The organism is Brevibacillus parabrevis, assembly GCF_003710905.1.
GTDB classification, from domain to species: Bacteria; Bacillota; Bacilli; order Brevibacillales; family Brevibacillaceae; genus Brevibacillus; species Brevibacillus parabrevis.
Window position 1 is genome coordinate 723,655 of record NZ_RHHV01000012.1, and the last position, 16,568, is coordinate 740,222.

Sequence of the window (16,568 nt, forward strand, 5' to 3'; positions counted from 1 at the left end):
CAGTTTTCTACATGCCGGTGTGGCGGAATGGCAGACGCGCGCGACTCAAAATCGTGAGGGAAACCGTGGGGGTTCAAGTCCCTTCACCGGCACCATATCTGAAAGACGACTCTTGGAATGTTTATTCCGAGAGTTTTTTTGTTTGCTTGTGGCGGCGGTCAGAAATTTAAGTGCATAATGCATGGCGCAATAAACGCTCAAGAAATTGCTCCAAAACGTCACTCGTGAAACCACAAGAAACTATAGGAATCCCACATGAACTTCGAAAATTTCGCCAGATTATGGGGATATTTGGTACAATAGTAATCGTTTACTTTTGAGTTGCTGGCAAGGGAAGAGAGGGCTGTATGAATAAGTGGGAGTACATTGTGGGAGCTGTTCTTGGTGTTATCTTTTTAGTCATATCGTATCTGATCGCGAGGTTTGTGTTCGGCTATCTTTCCTGGGCGGCGACGGGATTAGCTTTGGTGCTGCCACTCTATGCGTTTTATGCCTATATGACAAGGGTGGATGATCGCTCGACGGAAATATTGCGGTTTGTGAAAATTTCGTTTTCTGGTTCGCTCGTTTTTCTCGTTTCTTCATGGGCGTGCATCCAATATTTCGCCCCTTTTTTGGTCGCAGACATTGGCGATGTTGTCCTTCCTTAATTTACACTCTGCGGATGGCGGGAGCCTTTCTGGTGGTGTTTTTAATCGCAGGCGCATTGATTTCCAACCGCCCGCATTCGTGAGCGGGGCAGGGGTGGACAAAAGGATGGGGAGGCGGTATACTTATTATTGTTAAATATTTGAAGTGAGTAACTTTTCTCATTGTTGCGCTTGTTGCTGCAGGATGTGTGGCTTGATGGAGAAAAGTGAACTTGCGGGTGTAGTTCAATGGTAGAACTCTAGCTTCCCAAGCTAGTAGCGTGGGTTCGATTCCCATCACCCGCTCCATAGAGGTAGTGCGTGAAAACTTTGAGAGATCAAGTTTTTTTCTTTTTGTGTTTGTGTGGGCATTGGGATGAGGGGAAAAGGCAACATGTCTTGGGGATGGTCTGGGGGCAGATTTACTGAATGTTTTTCTTGGATCCAGTTTGTCCAAATTCAAGGCAGCTTTCAGGTTAAGAGTTTTTATAGGTGCGCATATATGTCTGTAATTTTTTTATAATTAAGTCGTTCCCGGAGCACTTTGAAATCAAAACCTGCTTTCATTAACAGAGATTTACAGAGTGGTAGCTGTGTGTTGCAAATCGTATAGGCGAAGGTGTTTAAAATCTGTTTCTTTTAAGAAAGTTCCTCCATGCAGCTATTGGGGTGGTATAGTAAAGGGCATTTCATTCTCCCGGAAGAAAATATTAGGGGATCTTTAGCGGAGAGAGTGTCCATCAACAGCGCAGGCCGCTGCAATGATGGAGTTTATCCGATACACATTGGGACACCGCATGACTTTTTGTAAACAGTAACAAGCGACTTTCATCTGCTCACTTGTCTGCTGATCATGACGGGTCTGTCCGGATGAACAGTAGCGAGGGAGACAGTGGTTAGAATGCTTACGACAGCAGGAATCAGGTTGACAAGCAAGGCGCTGGGGAAGATTTCGCCTGCTGGTCTAGCTGGATTAAGAAAATAGTAGAGAATCGCACAGAGGGCCTTTTCCAAAAGCGAGAAGGCTTTTTTCATGGGGGCTGCTGTTACGGCTCCCTATTCATCAAAAACTTGGCATTTCAGAAAATAAACACTAGCAAAAAGCACCTGAATGGTGCTAAGATTTTTATGCCCGTTGTTAAGCTCTAACTTATCATCCGTTGACTGATCGCCGTGTGCGACGAAAGCCGCCTGCACGGTGAAGGCTCGTTATAAAACCGACAGATAGAGAAGGCATAAGACGAGAATAGCGGACCAGCAGTAATTAGTGCAGCTAATTCAACAGCTGTCATTGACTCTTCGTTTGGAGAGGATTCTGTTCCACGGACGATTACAGTTACAGCAAACGATCAAAACGGCAATCCGATTCAGGGCTATCAGTTTACATTTGATATCACTTTGACTCAAAGCGATATCAATACTCCAGAAGCGTACGGGATGTTCATTGGCGGTTCTCCATCTGGCATGCCATTCACCGCAACCACGACAAACGTGATGTTGCCAGTCACTGACGCTAACGGTGAAATCACTTTCCAACTCGGGTTATTGACACAACCGCTTGAAGTTGGGGACAGTATTTCAGTTCAGATCAAAACAAATGATAATTCCACTGACATCGGAAGTGCTTTTCTGTACAGCAAATAATCCAGGTGAGTCCTTAACAGAACAGTAGTAGGGAGCTGCAATTGCGGCTCCTTTTTCTTTTGCCAACAAGACTGACAGCGCGTCCCGATCTGACCTGGGCTTTTGTTGCCACAAAGGGGGAGAAGGCGGGGAGAAACAAGGATGAAGAGAAAGACCTACCAAAATAGATTACCGGTATCCTGGCGGCTATCAGCAAGATCGAAACGGAAATCAAGCAGCTGATATCAAAAAAAGGAATGTTGCCAGGTTTGCACTGTTACATGAGGCGTGTTCTGGCGCCTATTTTACTTGGCCAGCAGACTGAGTCTCGTGCCACGGTGAAGATCTAGAAGGAGGATGCGACGAGGGGCCTTCCGTTTGGGTTTGGAAAAGAATCTGGAAGCAGCGAGCGGAGGGAGCTTGCAAATTAGGCGACAGCAAGATAACACCAACAACAAAACAAACTAATTTTAATCGTAACAATGGGAAAACTACCAAGAAAACGCTGGATAGGGGAACACGCATGATATCGGAATGTAAGCGATTTTTACTCGGTAGACCCATGAAATCAAGCGAGCTTGCCGCAGAAAAGTTAAATAAAGTCAAAGCTTTGGCTGTTCTTTCATCTGATGCCCTGTCTTCTGTCGCTTACGGGACCGAACAGATTCTCATCGTGTTGATTACGTTGGGTGCGGCAGCAATGTGGTACTCTATCCCGATATCGATTGCGGTGATCGGTCTTTTGACCATACTCATTTTGTCTTACCGCCAAACCATCTTTGCTTACACAACAGGCGGCGGGGCATACATTGTCGCAAAGGACAATTTGGGAACCACTTCTGGCCTGGTTGCGGGCGGCTCGTTACTTGTGGACTACATTTTAACGGTTGCGGTTAGTACGTCTGCTTCCACAGACGCGATTACTTCGGCATTTCCCGTGCTGCATGACCATCGTGTGCTGATTGCCCTGTTCATGATTACCATCGTAACGGTACTAAATTTACGTGGAATAACAGAATCCGCAACGGTTTTAATGTATCCTGTCTATTTGTTTGTCGTCGCTATTCTTGCGTTAATTATTGGCGGCGGGTATCAATGGATCGCGGGAAATGTCCAAGCGCATCCCCCTGAATACGGGGCCGTTGTTCCGGGTATCACGTTATTTTTGCTTTTGAGGGCATTCAGCTCAGGCTGTTCGGCATTAACAGGAGTAGAAGCCGTGTCAAATGCCATTCCTAACTTCAAGGAGCCAGCACCGAAAAATGCCGCAGCGACGCTTTTGTTGATGGGACTGATCCTTGGCGTCATGTTCATGGGCATTAGCTTGCTGGCGTATTTGTACGGGATTTCGCCAAGACGAGCGGAAACGGTGGTATCTCAAATCGCTTCGGCGGTTTTTGGACGTGGAATCATGTATTACTCGATTCAAACGGTCACTGCGCTTATTTTATTTCTGGCCGCCAATACGGCTTTTGCGGCCTTTCCGTTACTCGCCTTTATGTTAGCCAAAGACAGATTTATGCCAAATATGTTCATGGTCCGGGGAGATCGTCTTGGGTTTTCAAACGGGATCATCTTTTTGGCGATCCTTTCCGCCATTTTGGTGATTGCTTTTGAAGGAGAAACGGAAAACCTCATTCCTTTGTATGCGCTAGGGGTTTTTATCCCGTTTACTTTGTCACAGGCAGGTATGATGAAACGCTGGATTTCGAAAAAACCGCCAGGGTGGCTGACGCCTTTTCTCATTAATACGTTGGGAATGCTAACGACGCTGACGATTTGCCTGATCTTTTTGGTGACGAAACTGTCGCAAGTATGGTCGATTTTTGTATTCCTTCCTATTGTTATTTTCATCTTCCGGAAAATTAACCAGCATTATCGAGAGCTGGCAGATGAGTTGCGACTTGATATCCAAACAGAAAAACCCGATCCAAAAGGGAGCGTCATCGTGATTCCGGTGGCCGGGATTTCGCAGGTGGTTAAAAATACGATTAGTTATGCTCAGTCCCTGTCAGACGACATTGTCGCTGTCTACGTCGGGTTCAGCGATGAAGACATGAAAAAAATGGAGGAGAAGTGGGCGCTGTGGAATCCCGGAGTGCGCTTGATTATCTTGCGTTCGCATTATCGCAGTATTATTAGACCTTTGTTTAAGTTTATTGACACGGTGGAGTGGAAAAAGGCAGAGACGGATCATGTGACTGTCATGATTCCGCAGTTTATTACGAAGCGCTGGTGGCATAATTTGTTGCATAACCAGACGAGTTTATTGATCCGAGCGTATTTGTTCGCCCGCCAAGATGTAAAAATCGCTACAGTTCCGTATCGATTAAAGAAATGAAGTAGAGGGCGATTGCTGCATGCAGCCGAAGAAAAACCTTGATCCCTCAAGGTTTTTCTTTTTGTGTTTGTGTGGCGATGAACATGGGCAGGCAAAAATCGCGCTTGGCGATATCGTGGACAAGGGCGTTGAGCTTTTGCTGCGCGACAAATCGCAGGCAAAAATTTTGCCCGATCCCCAGGCGTAATCTCTTTCTTGTGGGCGGTTGTCTTGCGAGCACCCACCCGTTCCCATGCACTTGATCGGTAGCCAAAAACAGCTTCATCCAGTATAATAATGAGAATAATTATCATCGAACTGGATGAATTTGGGCTTGAGGTGCATGCAAAATGAGTGCGGCAAACTTCCATGACAACTTTCAGTCTTATGTAGAGCGGCTCGGCGTACAAGCGCCTCACGGAAACGAGCAGGATCCAGCCACTGTGCCCGCAAGCGACGGAGAAGGCTATATCCGCCGGGTGATCCCGCGCAACGATATCGAGCTTGTGGTCGCGAAGCACGCCTTTTATCGCGAGCAGCAGCTTTCGGTGCAAACGACAGCCCCGATGGTGGAGCTGAATTTTTGCATGCAAGGCGCTCGTGCCCTGCATATCAAGGGCAGACAGCATGAGTTTACGACCGGAACGTGTTCGCTGCAATTTATGGGGCAGTTTGAGGCGGCTTTCGAATACAGGCGGGACGATCCGTTTTACATGCTGGGCATCGGGATTCCGGTGACGACTTTCCGCGAGTTCATGGCCGACGCGGAAGGGGGGACGGACGTAGAGTTCTCGCAAGTTCTCGGGCAGTCGCCTTTTCGGATTTGGCAAGAAAAAATCTCGCCGGCGGCTACGGTTGTCGCCGAGCGCTTGATTCAGGGAGCGTTGCAGCCGCGAACGAGGAATCTGGAGCTGCAATGCGGGGCTTTGGAGCTTTTCTCGATGGCTTTTCGTTCTTTTTTGACGGAATCAAACCCGGAGGCGGACAGTCTCTCCAAAAGCGATCGGGAAAAAATCCGGCTGGCGAGAGACATTGTCGTGGAAAACATGGCAGAGCCGCCGTCGCTGCTTGCCTTGTCCCGCATGATCGGCTTGAACGATTACAAGCTGAAGGTCGGCTTCAAGGCTATGTACAACAACACAGTGTTCGGCTTTTTGCGCGAAAAACGGCTGGAGAAGGCGTGGCAGCTGCTCCAGTCGGGCGACATGAACGTCACCGAGACGGCAAGCGCTGTCGGTTACTCGAACACGAGCTACTTCGCCGAAGCGTTTCGGGAGAAGTACGGAGTGAATCCGGGAGCTTTTGTCAGACAGACAGCCGCTTGGGCGAAGCAGTAAAAAGGATAGGGATGAGAAGCCGTTCGATGCCTAACGTGTGGGCGTCGGGCGGTTTTTTTCGTGCAGCGAGGCTTGTCCCGGTTTTTTTGTGAAAAGGATATCCGTACAACCAGCAAAGTAGTCCGTCTGGTGGTGGAACGGACTGGCGATGTTTAGTATCTTACCTTTTAGTGATAATGATATTCATTCACATATTATCGTGTGTATTTCCTGCCAGATGAAGGATCGACACAAAAAGGAGAGAGACAAGCGCATGGCAAAAAATGCCTCATTTTGGTTCAAACTCGTGTTCCTCGCGGCTTTGCTCGTGACAGGATGCAGCAGCAACGGAAGCAGCGAGAAAGCAGCGCCAAGGGAGCAAAGCAACCAGACAGCCACTACTGCGGCCGCGACCACGCAGGATAACACCGCAACCGCAGTCGCCTATCCGAAAACAATCAAGCATTTGGCTGGCGAAACGGTCATTCCGCAAAAGCCGTTGAAAATCGCCACGCCGTACATTGCCTTCGTGGATTATCTCGCGGTTTTGGACGAGTATCCGATCGCCGCACAAGGCGTGGCGACGATCCAGCGCAATTTTCCCGTCCTGAGCAAGCGGTTGGAAAACAAAGACATCGCGGATCTCGGCATGGAGGTCGATCTGGAAAAGCTGCTGGCGATGGCGCCGGACGTAATTATCGCGGCGAATGACATGACAGATCAATACGAAAGCTTGTCGCGGATCGCACCGACCGTCATCCTTCCCCAGGCTGGCGATTGGCGCGAGACGTTGGAACAAATCGCACAGGTCATCGGCAAGGAAGACAAGGCGAAGAGCGTCTTGGCGGATTTCGACCGCAAATCGGCGGAATACAAGGAGAAGCTGGCGTTTCGCAGTCAGGAGTCGGTCATGTTTGTGATGTACAATGAAAAAGATACGTTCACGACATGGAACGACGGACGGTTTGACCCGTTTTACGTCGGCCTCGGTCTGAAACGCGTGGATGGCAACCAGGCGCAAGGACAGCTTTCCATTGAAAGTCTGGCTGCTTTGAACCCGAATCATCTGTTTGTGATCAACAACTGGCAAACGCCGATCGCCGGAGGGGTCAAAGCCGCTCTGAAAGACAACAAAGTGTGGAACAGCCTGAACGCGGTGAAAAACAATCATGTGTACGAGCTGAAAGACCCGTCTTTGCCTGGCCCGATGGCGCTTGCCAAAATTCAGGGGATCGAAGACATCATGCAGGCGATGGGCCAGTAATCTTTTGACCGAATCGCGTCCGCTCTCGACGTGAACCAGCGAAAGCGCTATTGCCCAGGCAGTGGCGTTTTCGTTTTTGGCTTTTGCTTTTCGCCTATATTCGGTACACTTGTTTTAATTCAACTGGACTGGAAATGGAGTGGAACGAGTCGTGGCCAAGCAAGGAAAAACGAATGCGATGCGAATCTTGGAGAAAGAAAAGATCGAATATGCCATGCTGACCTACCAGACGGACGACGGAAAAATTGACGGAATTTCCGTGGCGCAAAAAATCGGCAGGGAAGCGGGTGTCGTCTACAAAACATTGGTTTCCCAAGGGACGAGCCGTGCTTACTACGTGTTCGTCATTCCCGTGGAAGCCGAGCTGGACTTGAAAAAGGCGGCAAAAGCGGTTGGCGAGAAAAAAATCGAAATGATCCCGGTGAAGGACATTACCGCTGTAACCGGGTACGTGCGCGGCGGCTGTTCGCCCGTGGGGATGAAAAAACTGTTCACGACGATCGTCGACAGCAGCGCCGAACAGATGGGGCGGATCATCGTCAGCGGCGGACAGATCGGCATGCAGATTGAGCTGGATGTGGCTGGTTTGCTCCAAGCGACAAAAGGGCGGCTGGCTGACGTTTCCGGAGCGCCAAGTGAATAAAAGGCTCTTGTCTTGTCTGGATTTCCAAAACCTCATTGACACATCGGAATAATAGTAATAATCTAAACGGAGAAAATCTGTTACCGCCGATTGGTCAACCAAAGGCTCCTGTTCGCTACAGGGGCCTTTTTGCGTCCAAAAAAAGCGGGTAACACCAATGCCGACGGTGTAGGATTGAGGAGGAGAGACGATGGGACAAAAAAGACAGCTAAAGCTCGGAGCCATGATCCACGGGATCGGCGGCCATATGGGAGCATGGAGGCACCCGGATGTGCAGGCGGATGCGAGTGTCAGCTTCGCTTTTTACAGCCAACAAGCGCAAAAGGCAGAGGCGGGGAAGTTTGATCTCGTCTTCGTCGCGGATGGCTTGTATATTAACGAAAAATCGCTGCCGCATTTTTTGAACCGCTTTGAGCCGATTTCGATTTTGTCGTCTTTGGCCGGGGTCACGGGAAAGATCGGATTGGTGGGCACGGTGTCGACTTCCTACAGCGAGCCGTTTACGGTAGCCCGGCAATTCGCCTCGCTCGATCTGATCAGCGGCGGCCGCGCAGGCTGGAACGTAGTCACTTCTCCCTTGGAAGGGTCAGCGAAAAATTACGGCAACAAACCGCACCCGGACCACGCCTTGCGCTACCGGATCGCCGAGGAGTACTTGACGGTGGCAAAAGGACTGTGGGATTCGTGGGAGGACGACGCCTTCGTGCGGGACAAACAAACAGGCGTCTTTTTCGATCCGGCGAAAATGCATCGCCTGGATCATCAAGGGGAGTTTTTTGCTGTGCAAGGCCCGCTCAATATCGCCAGGTCCAGTCAAGGGCAACCCGTTATTTTTCAGGCAGGCTCCTCAGAAAGCGGCAAAGAGCTGGCAGCCAAGTCTGCGGACGCCGTCTTTACCGGGCAGGAAACGCTTGAGGACGCCCGGCGTTTTTATCGGGAAGTAAAAGAGCGGGCGGCAGCCTATGGCCGAAGCGAAGACGACATCCTGATTTTCCCCGGGATCAACCCGATCATCGGCAAAACGCCAGAGGAAGCCAGGCGCAAGCATGCGGAGCTTGCCAGTCTGATCGGCATTGAGCAGGCGCTGCATTATTTGGGCCGATTTTTTGACCACCATGATTTCTCCCAATATCCGCTGGACGAACCGTTTCCAGAGCTGGGCGAGGTAGGCAACAACAGCTTCCGCAGCACGACAGACAAAATCAAGCAAAAGGCGAGGGAAGAAAACTGGACGCTGCGCCAAACCGCGCTCTACACGGCGACACCGGAAGGCGAGTTCATCGGCACTCCCGAGCATATTGCCAATCTGATTGAGCATTGGTTTTTGCAAAAAGCGGCAGACGGATTCATTGTTCAGGCGAATGTCCCGCGTGCCTTGGACGATTTCGTCGAGCTGGTTGTCCCGATTTTGCAAGAGCGAGGCTTGTTCCGCACCGAATATGAGGCGGACACGCTGCGCGGTCATCTCGGGATTTCTGTTCCCGCCAATCGCTATGCGCTGGAACAAGGCAAAAAGCCGGATGCAGCAGACGTCCATTCGTAACGCCAAAAGCATCTGCCAAAGGAAAAGAGCTAATCAGGACATGAGTCTGCGGGAGCATTTCATCCAGCACCGCAGGCTTTTTTCATGGCAAAAAAAGCTCCTTCTCGCGCCAAACGCATCAGAAGGAGCTTTTTCATCGGTGGAGAAAAGGCAAGGCGTATTCCTATTACTTGACCGTTAATTCGAGAAAGGCTTCCTGCAACAGTTCGTAAGACAGCAAGCGCTTCTGGAATGGCTTGATCGGGGTATGGATGATCAATTCCTCTACCTGATGCTTGGAAGCGATGGCCAACAGCTTTTCGCGCACCGACTCTTTTGTGCCGGCAATGACATTCGCTTCCTTTACTTCAATCGTGTAGTCCTCGTCGGATTGCTGCCCATACTCTTCCGCCTTTTTCAAACTCGTGACCGTGACGATTTTCCCGCTTTTCAGATGAATTTTGGCCACTTTCGTATCGGCGGCAAGCTGGACGGCTTCTGCCTCGGTTGGCGCGACAATGACGGAAACAGCCAGGATCGCAAGCGGAGTGGCCCGTTTGCCAGGGCGAAACTGCTGTCGGTACGCGGCAAAGGCGGCTTGGCAAACCGTCTCGTCCTGGTTGATAAACAGCGCGAACACATACGGGACTCCGCGCTCTGCGGCAAGCTGTGCGCTGGCTACGCTCGTGCCCAGCAAGTAGATCCCGACTGGCTCATCCGGAATCGGCACTGCTTTCAAGCCGTACAGCGGGTGTGCCGGATGAAGCTCGTCGTGCAGGAACAGCTCAAGCTCCGCCAACTTTTCTTCGAGAGAGGAGCCGGATGTTCCCGGCTGCTGCAACGCCTTGGTCGAGAGCGGCAGTCCACCCGGCGCGCGGCCGATCCCGAGATCGATCCGCCCCGGAGCGAGAGAAGCGAGGACGTGAAAATTTTCCGCTACTTTATAAGGACTGTAATGCTGGAGCATGACGCCGCCTGAGCCGATGCGGATGCGGCTTGTTTTGGCCAACAGATGAGCGATCAGCACCTCTGGCGATGAGCCGACGACATGATCGAGGTCGTGATGCTCCGCCACCCAGAACCGATGGTAGCCCCACGCTTCCGCCTTTTGCACCAGTTCAATCGTGTGCTGGAGGGCTTCTGTTGCTGTTTCTCCTTCTTGAATCGGACTTTGATCGAGAATGCTCAAAGTAAGTGCCACGGTTTCTCTCCCCTAACGATGCGATTCTAAGGCCAAGCAAACACAAAAAGCCCCTTGCAAGTAAAAATCGCGAAGGGGCTTCTGGTGGTCCAGTCAGCTTATTTCCTTAGTTGTTTACTCGGATTTTAACGATAACGTATGCCGCTGTCAATGCAATCGTGAAAAATGCCTGCAGACCGTACGTTGAATTTACGCAGAAAAATGCGTTGACGAAACAGATTGGGGATGATAATATCCCTAGTAATCCGATACGAATTTAAAAAGTCATCGACCAGACCACTGGAGAGGCTTCCTGCTTGGCATCATACAGCAGGAAGTCTTTTTGTTTACCGGAGACGGAGAGAAAAAGCAGCGAGAAGATAGGGAGGGAATGGAAGTGTCTGATGGACAGGAGAAAAAAGTCGTCGTGTGGGGGCGAGAAGGTTGCTCCTATTGTGAAAATGTGAAAGCTATTTTGGAAACGAACAACCAGCTGTACGAATGGATCGATGTAGCAGGAAAAGACGTGCTGCGCGACGTTTTGGAAGTCAAGTACGGCACGCGCTTGATTCCGCTGGTGGAGATTGGCGGCGAGGGGAAATATGAAGCCTTGCTCTACAACCAGCTGGATCGGCTGGAGTCTCTCCTGGATCGTTAGTTCGTTAGTTGCTTCCTGGCCCGAACAACCGCACAAAAGACAAAAGGCAGCGGAAGCAACTTCCCATAACCGGATCGATAAGGCGACAGACCGCTTGCGGTCACATTCCTTTTCAGGAAAACGTCCCGACGTGTTTCCAAAGAAAAAGTCAGCTTGGCTAGGAGGAGATTGGATGGGAATCGGAGCGGCGGTTTGGAAGGAGCAGTCGCCGGCTGGCAGCCCGAGCGAGGCGAAAGAGGGCATGATCGCTTTTCAGCAAGTAAGCAAAACGTTTGAAAGCGGCGGCAAAACCGTCGAAGCGTTGAAAGACGTCACGCTCACGGTGGAAAAAGGCGACATTTTTGGCGTCATCGGCTTTAGCGGGGCAGGAAAAAGCACCTTGCTGCGCACCGTCAATTTGCTGGAGCGTCCCACAGCTGGCTCCGTCATTGTCGACGGAAAAGACTTGAGCAAGCTTTCGGTCAAAGAGCTGAGAAGCGTCAAGAAAAACATCGGCATGATTTTTCAGCAATTCAATCTGCTGGAGACCAAAACCGTGTTTGACAATGTAGCGATGCCGCTGGTGCTCGGCGACACGCCGAAAAAACAGATTCGCGAGCGCGTCGATGAGCTGCTGTCTTTCGTCGGTTTGACGGACAAAGCGGGCAGTTACCCGAACCAGCTCTCCGGCGGCCAGAAGCAGCGTGTCGGGATCGCCCGCGCTCTTGCGACCAACCCTTCGATTTTGTTGAGCGACGAGGCGACATCCGCACTCGACCCGCAGACGACCGAATCGATCTTGCAACTGTTGCAGCGCGTGAACAAAGAGTACAACATCACGATCTTGATGATCACGCATGAGATGAACGTCATCAAGGAGATTTGCAATCGCGTGGCCGTCATGGAGCATGGGGCGGTTGTCGAGCAAGGTAGCGTCCTCGATGTTTTTGCCAATCCGCAGACGGAAGTGGCACGCAATTTTGTCAAATCAGTCGTGCGCGATGATATTCCGCCAAGCGTGCACAAGCTGCTCGCAGCCAAACGGGGCAAGTCGAAAATTATCAAGATTCACTTCATCGGCGAAAGTACGGGACAGCCGATGCTCTCCCAGGTGGCCAAACGCTTCAACAGCGACGTGAACGTACTGTTTGGCAGCATCACAGAGCTTGCGGGCGTGCCTTTTGGCAATCTGATCGTGGAGCTTGCTGGCAACGAGGCGGACATAGCCCGCGCGTATCACTACATTCAGCAACAAAATGTGACGGTGAAGGAGATTGTTTCGTGATGGAAGTCAGTTCTGAGCAAGTTTTTCAGGCGCTGTATGAAACGGTCTACATGGTAAGTGTGTCACTGGTGTTTGCGACCGTGATCGGTTTGCCGCTCGGCATTTTGCTCGTCGTCACCAGAAAAGGGCACATTTTGGAAAATTCGGCGATCTTCTCGGCCTTGAATCCGGTGATCAACGTGCTGCGTTCTGTGCCGTTCATTATTTTGCTGGTGGCGATTATTCCGTTCACACGTCTGGTGGTGGGAACGTCCATCGGGACGACCGCGGCGATTGTTCCGCTCGTGATCTACACGGGGCCGTACATCGCCCGCTTGGTGGAAAACTCGCTGCTGGAAATCAATCCCGGCATTATTGAAGCAGCCGAGGCGATGGGAGCGACTCCGCTGCAAATCATTTTCCGCTTCCTCATTCCCGAGACGCTCGGGTCTTTGATCCTCAGCATTACGACTGCAACGATCGGACTGATTGGTGCAACGGCGATGGCCGGAGCGGTTGGCGGCGGAGGAATTGGCGACCTGGCGATTACATACGGGTACCAACGCTTCAGCACGATCACGATTGTGGCAACGGTCATCATTTTGGTCGTGCTCGTCCAGGGTATTCAATCATTGGGCAACGTGTTCGCCCGGAAAATCCGCCGAAATTAATCGAAACCTCGCAAAAGACAGGAGAGAAACCAACGATGAAAAAGCTCGCCATTTCCATACTGCTGACCCTCGTGACGATTGTCGCCGCAGGGTGCGGAAGCGCAGCAGACCAAAAAAGCTTGAAAATCGGGATTCGCGGCTCGGAATCGCGGACGTGGGAGTTCGTGAAAGAGCAGGCTGCCAAACAGGGGCTTGCCATCGAACTGGTGCAATTCAATGCCAACGTCAACCCGAATACGGTGCTGTTGGAAGGCGAGATCGACGCCAACGCTTTCCAGCACGTCGCTTTTCTCGATCAGTTCAATACGAAAAACAACTCGGAAATCGTTCCCGTCGGCTCGACGATCATCGCGCCGTTGGGCATTTACTCCGACAAGTACAAAAAAATCGAAGAAATCCCGGACGGGGCAAAAATCGCCCTGCCGAACGACGATTCCAACTGGGGCCGCTCGCTGCTTTTGCTCCAGGAAGCGGGCTTGATCAAAGTCGTTGACAACTTTGACGGCTTCGGCGGCCAAGACAAAATCAAAGAAAATCCGAAAAAGCTGGAAATCGTTCCGGTCGATCCGGCGACTACGCCGCGCGTCATGAAAGACGTGGCCGCTTCGATCATCAACAACGGGACGGCGGTCGAAGCGGGCTTTTTGCTCAAAGACTCCATTTTTCACGAAAGCAAAACCGCCAAGCCGTACATTAACGTGATCGCGACCACCAAGCAAAACGAGAACCGCGAAGAGTTGAAAAAGCTGGTCGCCGTGTACCAATCGAAAGAAGTATCGGATTTTATCACCCAGACTTACAAAGGAAACTACATTCCGACACAAGTGACGGTCGAGGAGTTGAAAAACTTCAAAGACGCGTTTAAAAGCAAGCCGTAAAGCCGTTTGAACAGCAAAGCAGCAAATTTTATGCAGGAGGAAGGGGAGCAGTGCCATGCCGCAAAAAAGACAGATTCACTTGTCCGCCTATCTGGTAGGGACCGGGATTCACGTCGCCTCCTGGCGTCTGCCGGAAGCGCGAAAAAATGCCAGCATTGACATCGAATACTACAAATATTTGGCGCAGACAGCCGAGCGGGGCAAGTTCGACATCGCATTCATCGCGGATAGCCTGGCGGTGAACGAAGACTCGCACCCGAATATTTTGAACCGTTTCGAGCCGACGACATTGCTCGCTGCCCTCGCTGGCGCGACCAGTAAAATCGGCTTGGTCGCCACGGCGTCGACGACGTATTACGAACCGTACAACCTCGCGCGCCTGTTCGCCTCCGTCGACCACATCAGCAACGGCCGCGCGGGCTGGAACATGGTGACGACCGGAGACGCTACCGGGGAGACGGGACGCAATTTCAGCCGCAATAACCACCTGGAGCACGATCACCGTTACGAGTGGGCTGAGGAGTTCATCGATGTCGTTCAAGGCTTGTGGGATTCCTGGGAAGACGACGCTTTTGTCCAGGACAAGGAAACGGGCGTCTTTTTCGACCCGAATAAGCTGCATCGACTCCATTACAAAGGGACGTACTATTCGGTCCAGGGGCCGCTGAATATCGGCCGATCGAGACAGGGGCAGCCCGTTATCGTGCAGGCAGGCGCGTCTGAGCCAGGACAAAGGCTGGCAGCGCGTACCGCCGAAGTGGTCTTCTCGCATGTCAAAGATTTTGAACGCGCCAAAGCGTTTTACCGCAGCTTGAAAAGCAAGCTGGCCGATTACGGTCGCACGCCTGACCAGCTGCATATTTTGCAAGGCATTTCGCCGATCGTCGCGGATACGAAGGAAGAAGCGGAAGCGATTCATCGCAGTCTGCACGACTTGCTTTTGCCGGAGCAAGGGCTGCGCTTTTTGTCCGGCTACTTGGGCAAGGTCGATTTCAGCAAATACTCGCTGGACACCCCGGCAAAAGAAGTGGAGTTCCCGCAAGACAACGGGATTCAAAGTCATTTTGAGTGGATGACAGATTTGATCCGCCAAAAAAATCCGACTTTGCGCGAGTTGTACGCCCTGCTCGAAGGCGGCCCCAATCGCGAGCTGATCGGCACGCCAGAACAAATTGCCGACGTGCTGGAAAAGTGGTTTACCCAAGGGGCGGCAGACGGTTTCATGTTTATCGCTCCGGTTTTGCCGCAAGGTTTGGAAGCTTTCGTGGACAAAGTCATCCCGCTGTTGCAGGAAAGAGGCTTGTATCGCCACGATTACGAGGGCGATACGCTGCGGGAGCATCTCGGGCTGGAAAAACCGTACAACCGCTTGGCCGTGCGCAGCCGGGCATTAAGCAAAGTCGAGTCCTGAACGTAGCAGCAGGTCAGGTGACAGAAGAAAGGAGAGGTTCAGGATGAGCACAGAAACGCAGGAGCTGACACGAACCGATTGGGAGCAAAAGCTGATCGCGATTCGCAGGCAGCTGCATCAATACCCGGAAGTGGCCTACGAAGAATTTGAAACGACCCGTTCGATTCGGGAGTGGCTGACAGAAGCGGGGATTCGCCTGATCGAGCTGCCGCTGGCAACAGGTGTCGTGGCAGAAATCGGGGGCAAAAACGCTGGCCCTGTGATCGCCTTGCGTGCCGACATCGACGCGTTGCCGATTCAGGAGGAGACGGGGCTGCCCTATGCTTCAACCATCGTCGGAAACATGCACGCTTGCGGGCACGACTTTCACACCGCCGTCATCCTGGGCGCTGCTTTTTTGCTGAAGCAGCAGGAGGAAAAGTTGCCCGGAACGGTGCGTCTGCTGTTTCAGCCAGCAGAAGAAAAAGGTACGGGCGCCGCGCTTTTGATGGAAAAGGGCGCTTTGGACGGCGTGACGGCGATCTTCGGGCTGCACAACAAACCTGATCTGGAAGTCGGGACCGTCGGGATCAAGCCGGGAGCGTTGATGGCAAGTGTCGATGGCTTCGATATCGAGGTGGAAGGGCTTGGTACGCATGCGGCAATTCCTCATGCCGGAATCGATCCGATTGTCGCCGCGTCGCAGATCGTGACCGCGCTGCAATCGATTGTCAGCCGCAACGTCAGCCCGCTGGAAAATGCGGTCGTCAGCGTGACGACGATCCACGGAGGGACGACCTGGAACGTGATCCCGGATAAGGTCGCTCTCGGCGGCACAGTCCGCACGTTTCGGGAGGAAGTCCGGCAGAAAATCCCGGGGCGCATTCGGGCGATCATCGAGGGAGTCGCTGCGGCATACGGGGCGAAAGTGAGCCTGCGCTGGTTCAAAGGCCCGCCTTCCGTGCAAAACGACGGCCCTTTGACCAAACTGGCGGCCGAAACAGCGGAGAAGCTCGGCTTGCAAGTCGTCACGCCTGAGCCGTCCGCCGCAGGGGAAGATTTCGCCTATTATCAGCAAAAAATTCCCGGCGTGTTCGTTTTCGTCGGAACATCCGGGACAAACGAATGGCATCATCCCGGATTTACCGTAGATGAACGGGCGATTGCGATTAGCGCGAACTATTTTGCCGAGCTGGCCTGGCGTGCTCTGAAAGGCGGGTGAGAGTAGCAG

At 52.0% G+C, this 16,568-nt stretch carries 15 protein-coding genes and 2 tRNA genes; 15 read left to right on the forward strand and 2 right to left on the reverse strand.

What is annotated here, in order from left to right; genetic code table 11:
• The first annotated feature begins 13 nt into the window (after positions 1 to 13).
• The 3 genes from EDM60_RS19525 (at position 14) to EDM60_RS19535 (ending at position 938) form a co-directional block, all read left to right on the forward strand.
• Positions 14 to 95 (forward strand) — tRNA-Leu (locus EDM60_RS19525).
• Between the two features lie 252 nt (positions 96 to 347).
• A complete protein-coding gene (locus EDM60_RS19530; RefSeq protein ID WP_122965440.1) occupies positions 348 to 650 on the forward strand; it encodes a hypothetical protein in 303 nt (100 codons plus the stop codon).
• Positions 651 to 864: 214 nt separating this feature from the next.
• Positions 865 to 938 (forward strand) — tRNA-Gly (locus EDM60_RS19535).
• A gap of 519 nt (positions 939 to 1,457) precedes the next feature.
• On the opposite strand, the gene EDM60_RS28415 is transcribed toward EDM60_RS19535, so the two are convergent.
• Positions 1,458 to 1,664 carry a hypothetical protein gene (locus EDM60_RS28415; protein ID WP_141254257.1) on the reverse strand — a complete coding sequence of 69 codons (207 nt, stop codon included), beginning with the start codon at positions 1,662 to 1,664 and terminating at the stop codon, positions 1,458 to 1,460.
• Positions 1,665 to 2,775: 1,111 nt separating this feature from the next.
• Here EDM60_RS28415 and EDM60_RS19540 point away from each other — a divergent pair.
• From EDM60_RS19540 to EDM60_RS19560, 6 genes are all read left to right on the forward strand, one after another.
• On the forward strand, positions 2,776 to 4,593 hold the full coding sequence (locus EDM60_RS19540) for an APC family permease (protein WP_122965441.1): 1,818 nt from the start codon (positions 2,776 to 2,778) through the stop codon (positions 4,591 to 4,593).
• Between the two features lie 19 nt (positions 4,594 to 4,612).
• Entirely contained in the window at positions 4,613 to 4,780 is a 168-nt protein-coding gene (locus tag EDM60_RS28775) for a hypothetical protein (RefSeq protein ID WP_167470342.1), read from the forward strand.
• A gap of 142 nt (positions 4,781 to 4,922) precedes the next feature.
• Positions 4,923 to 5,909 carry a helix-turn-helix domain-containing protein gene (locus EDM60_RS19545; RefSeq protein WP_122965442.1) on the forward strand — a complete coding sequence of 329 codons (987 nt, stop codon included), beginning with the start codon at positions 4,923 to 4,925 and terminating at the stop codon, positions 5,907 to 5,909.
• A 253-nt stretch (positions 5,910 to 6,162) separates the two neighbouring features.
• On the forward strand, positions 6,163 to 7,152 hold the full coding sequence (locus EDM60_RS19550; RefSeq protein WP_122965443.1) for an ABC transporter substrate-binding protein: 990 nt from the start codon (positions 6,163 to 6,165) through the stop codon (positions 7,150 to 7,152).
• 178 nt (positions 7,153 to 7,330) lie between these two features.
• A complete protein-coding gene (ybaK, locus tag EDM60_RS19555) occupies positions 7,331 to 7,795 on the forward strand; it encodes a Cys-tRNA(Pro) deacylase (RefSeq protein WP_122965498.1) in 465 nt (154 codons plus the stop codon).
• 190 nt (positions 7,796 to 7,985) lie between these two features.
• Complete coding sequence (locus tag EDM60_RS19560; protein ID WP_122965444.1) at positions 7,986 to 9,338, forward strand: LLM class flavin-dependent oxidoreductase; 1,353 nt, start codon at positions 7,986 to 7,988, stop codon at positions 9,336 to 9,338.
• A gap of 166 nt (positions 9,339 to 9,504) precedes the next feature.
• On the opposite strand, the gene EDM60_RS19565 is transcribed toward EDM60_RS19560, so the two are convergent.
• Positions 9,505 to 10,518 (reverse strand): LLM class flavin-dependent oxidoreductase, encoded by a 1,014-nt coding sequence (locus tag EDM60_RS19565; protein ID WP_122965445.1) that lies wholly within the window; start codon positions 10,516 to 10,518, stop codon positions 9,505 to 9,507.
• 376 nt (positions 10,519 to 10,894) lie between these two features.
• On the opposite strand from EDM60_RS19565, the gene EDM60_RS19570 reads away from it, so the two are divergent.
• The 6 genes from EDM60_RS19570 to EDM60_RS19595 all read left to right on the forward strand — a co-directional run bounded on the left by EDM60_RS19570 (position 10,895) and on the right by EDM60_RS19595 (position 16,559).
• Positions 10,895 to 11,155, forward strand: a complete 261-nt coding sequence (locus EDM60_RS19570) for a glutaredoxin family protein (protein ID WP_233454211.1) — start codon at positions 10,895 to 10,897, stop codon at positions 11,153 to 11,155.
• A gap of 241 nt (positions 11,156 to 11,396) precedes the next feature.
• The gene (locus EDM60_RS19575) at positions 11,397 to 12,419 is read left to right on the forward strand and encodes a methionine ABC transporter ATP-binding protein (RefSeq protein WP_141254259.1); all 1,023 of its coding nucleotides are present in this window, start codon (positions 11,397 to 11,399) and stop codon (positions 12,417 to 12,419) included.
• Positions 12,419 to 13,069 carry a methionine ABC transporter permease gene (locus EDM60_RS19580; RefSeq protein WP_122965447.1) on the forward strand — a complete coding sequence of 217 codons (651 nt, stop codon included), beginning with the start codon at positions 12,419 to 12,421 and terminating at the stop codon, positions 13,067 to 13,069. The genes EDM60_RS19575 and EDM60_RS19580 overlap by 1 nt, the downstream gene beginning before the upstream one ends.
• Positions 13,070 to 13,104: 35 nt before the next feature.
• Complete coding sequence (locus EDM60_RS19585; protein WP_122965448.1) at positions 13,105 to 13,947, forward strand: MetQ/NlpA family ABC transporter substrate-binding protein; 843 nt, start codon at positions 13,105 to 13,107, stop codon at positions 13,945 to 13,947.
• A gap of 55 nt (positions 13,948 to 14,002) precedes the next feature.
• Positions 14,003 to 15,358, forward strand: coding sequence for an LLM class flavin-dependent oxidoreductase (locus EDM60_RS19590; protein WP_122965449.1), 1,356 nt, complete (start codon positions 14,003 to 14,005; stop codon positions 15,356 to 15,358).
• Positions 15,359 to 15,401: 43 nt separating this feature from the next.
• A complete protein-coding gene (locus tag EDM60_RS19595) occupies positions 15,402 to 16,559 on the forward strand; it encodes an amidohydrolase (protein ID WP_122965450.1) in 1,158 nt (385 codons plus the stop codon).
• Positions 16,560 to 16,568 lie beyond the last annotated feature (9 nt).

Bases quoted from the DNA above. Each gene is read 5' to 3' on its own strand.
- EDM60_RS28415 (WP_141254257.1), bottom strand. From the start codon at position 1,664: ATGAAAAAAGCCTTCTCGCTTTTGGAAAAGGCCCTCTGTGCGATTCTC.
- EDM60_RS19530 (WP_122965440.1), top strand. From the start codon at position 348: ATGAATAAGTGGGAGTACATTGTGGGAGCTGTTCTTGGTGTTATCTTT.
- EDM60_RS19595 (WP_122965450.1), top strand. From the start codon at position 15,402: ATGAGCACAGAAACGCAGGAGCTGACACGAACCGATTGGGAGCAAAAG.
- EDM60_RS19590 (WP_122965449.1), top strand. From the start codon at position 14,003: ATGCCGCAAAAAAGACAGATTCACTTGTCCGCCTATCTGGTAGGGACC.
- EDM60_RS19540 (WP_122965441.1), top strand. From the start codon at position 2,776: ATGATATCGGAATGTAAGCGATTTTTACTCGGTAGACCCATGAAATCA.
- EDM60_RS19545 (WP_122965442.1), top strand. From the start codon at position 4,923: ATGAGTGCGGCAAACTTCCATGACAACTTTCAGTCTTATGTAGAGCGG.
- EDM60_RS19560 (WP_122965444.1), top strand. From the start codon at position 7,986: ATGGGACAAAAAAGACAGCTAAAGCTCGGAGCCATGATCCACGGGATC.
- EDM60_RS28775 (WP_167470342.1), top strand. From the start codon at position 4,613: ATGCAGCCGAAGAAAAACCTTGATCCCTCAAGGTTTTTCTTTTTGTGT.
- EDM60_RS19575 (WP_141254259.1), top strand. From the start codon at position 11,397: ATGATCGCTTTTCAGCAAGTAAGCAAAACGTTTGAAAGCGGCGGCAAA.
- EDM60_RS19550 (WP_122965443.1), top strand. From the start codon at position 6,163: ATGGCAAAAAATGCCTCATTTTGGTTCAAACTCGTGTTCCTCGCGGCT.
- EDM60_RS19580 (WP_122965447.1), top strand. From the start codon at position 12,419: ATGGAAGTCAGTTCTGAGCAAGTTTTTCAGGCGCTGTATGAAACGGTC.
- EDM60_RS19585 (WP_122965448.1), top strand. From the start codon at position 13,105: ATGAAAAAGCTCGCCATTTCCATACTGCTGACCCTCGTGACGATTGTC.
- ybaK (WP_122965498.1), top strand. From the start codon at position 7,331: ATGCGAATCTTGGAGAAAGAAAAGATCGAATATGCCATGCTGACCTAC.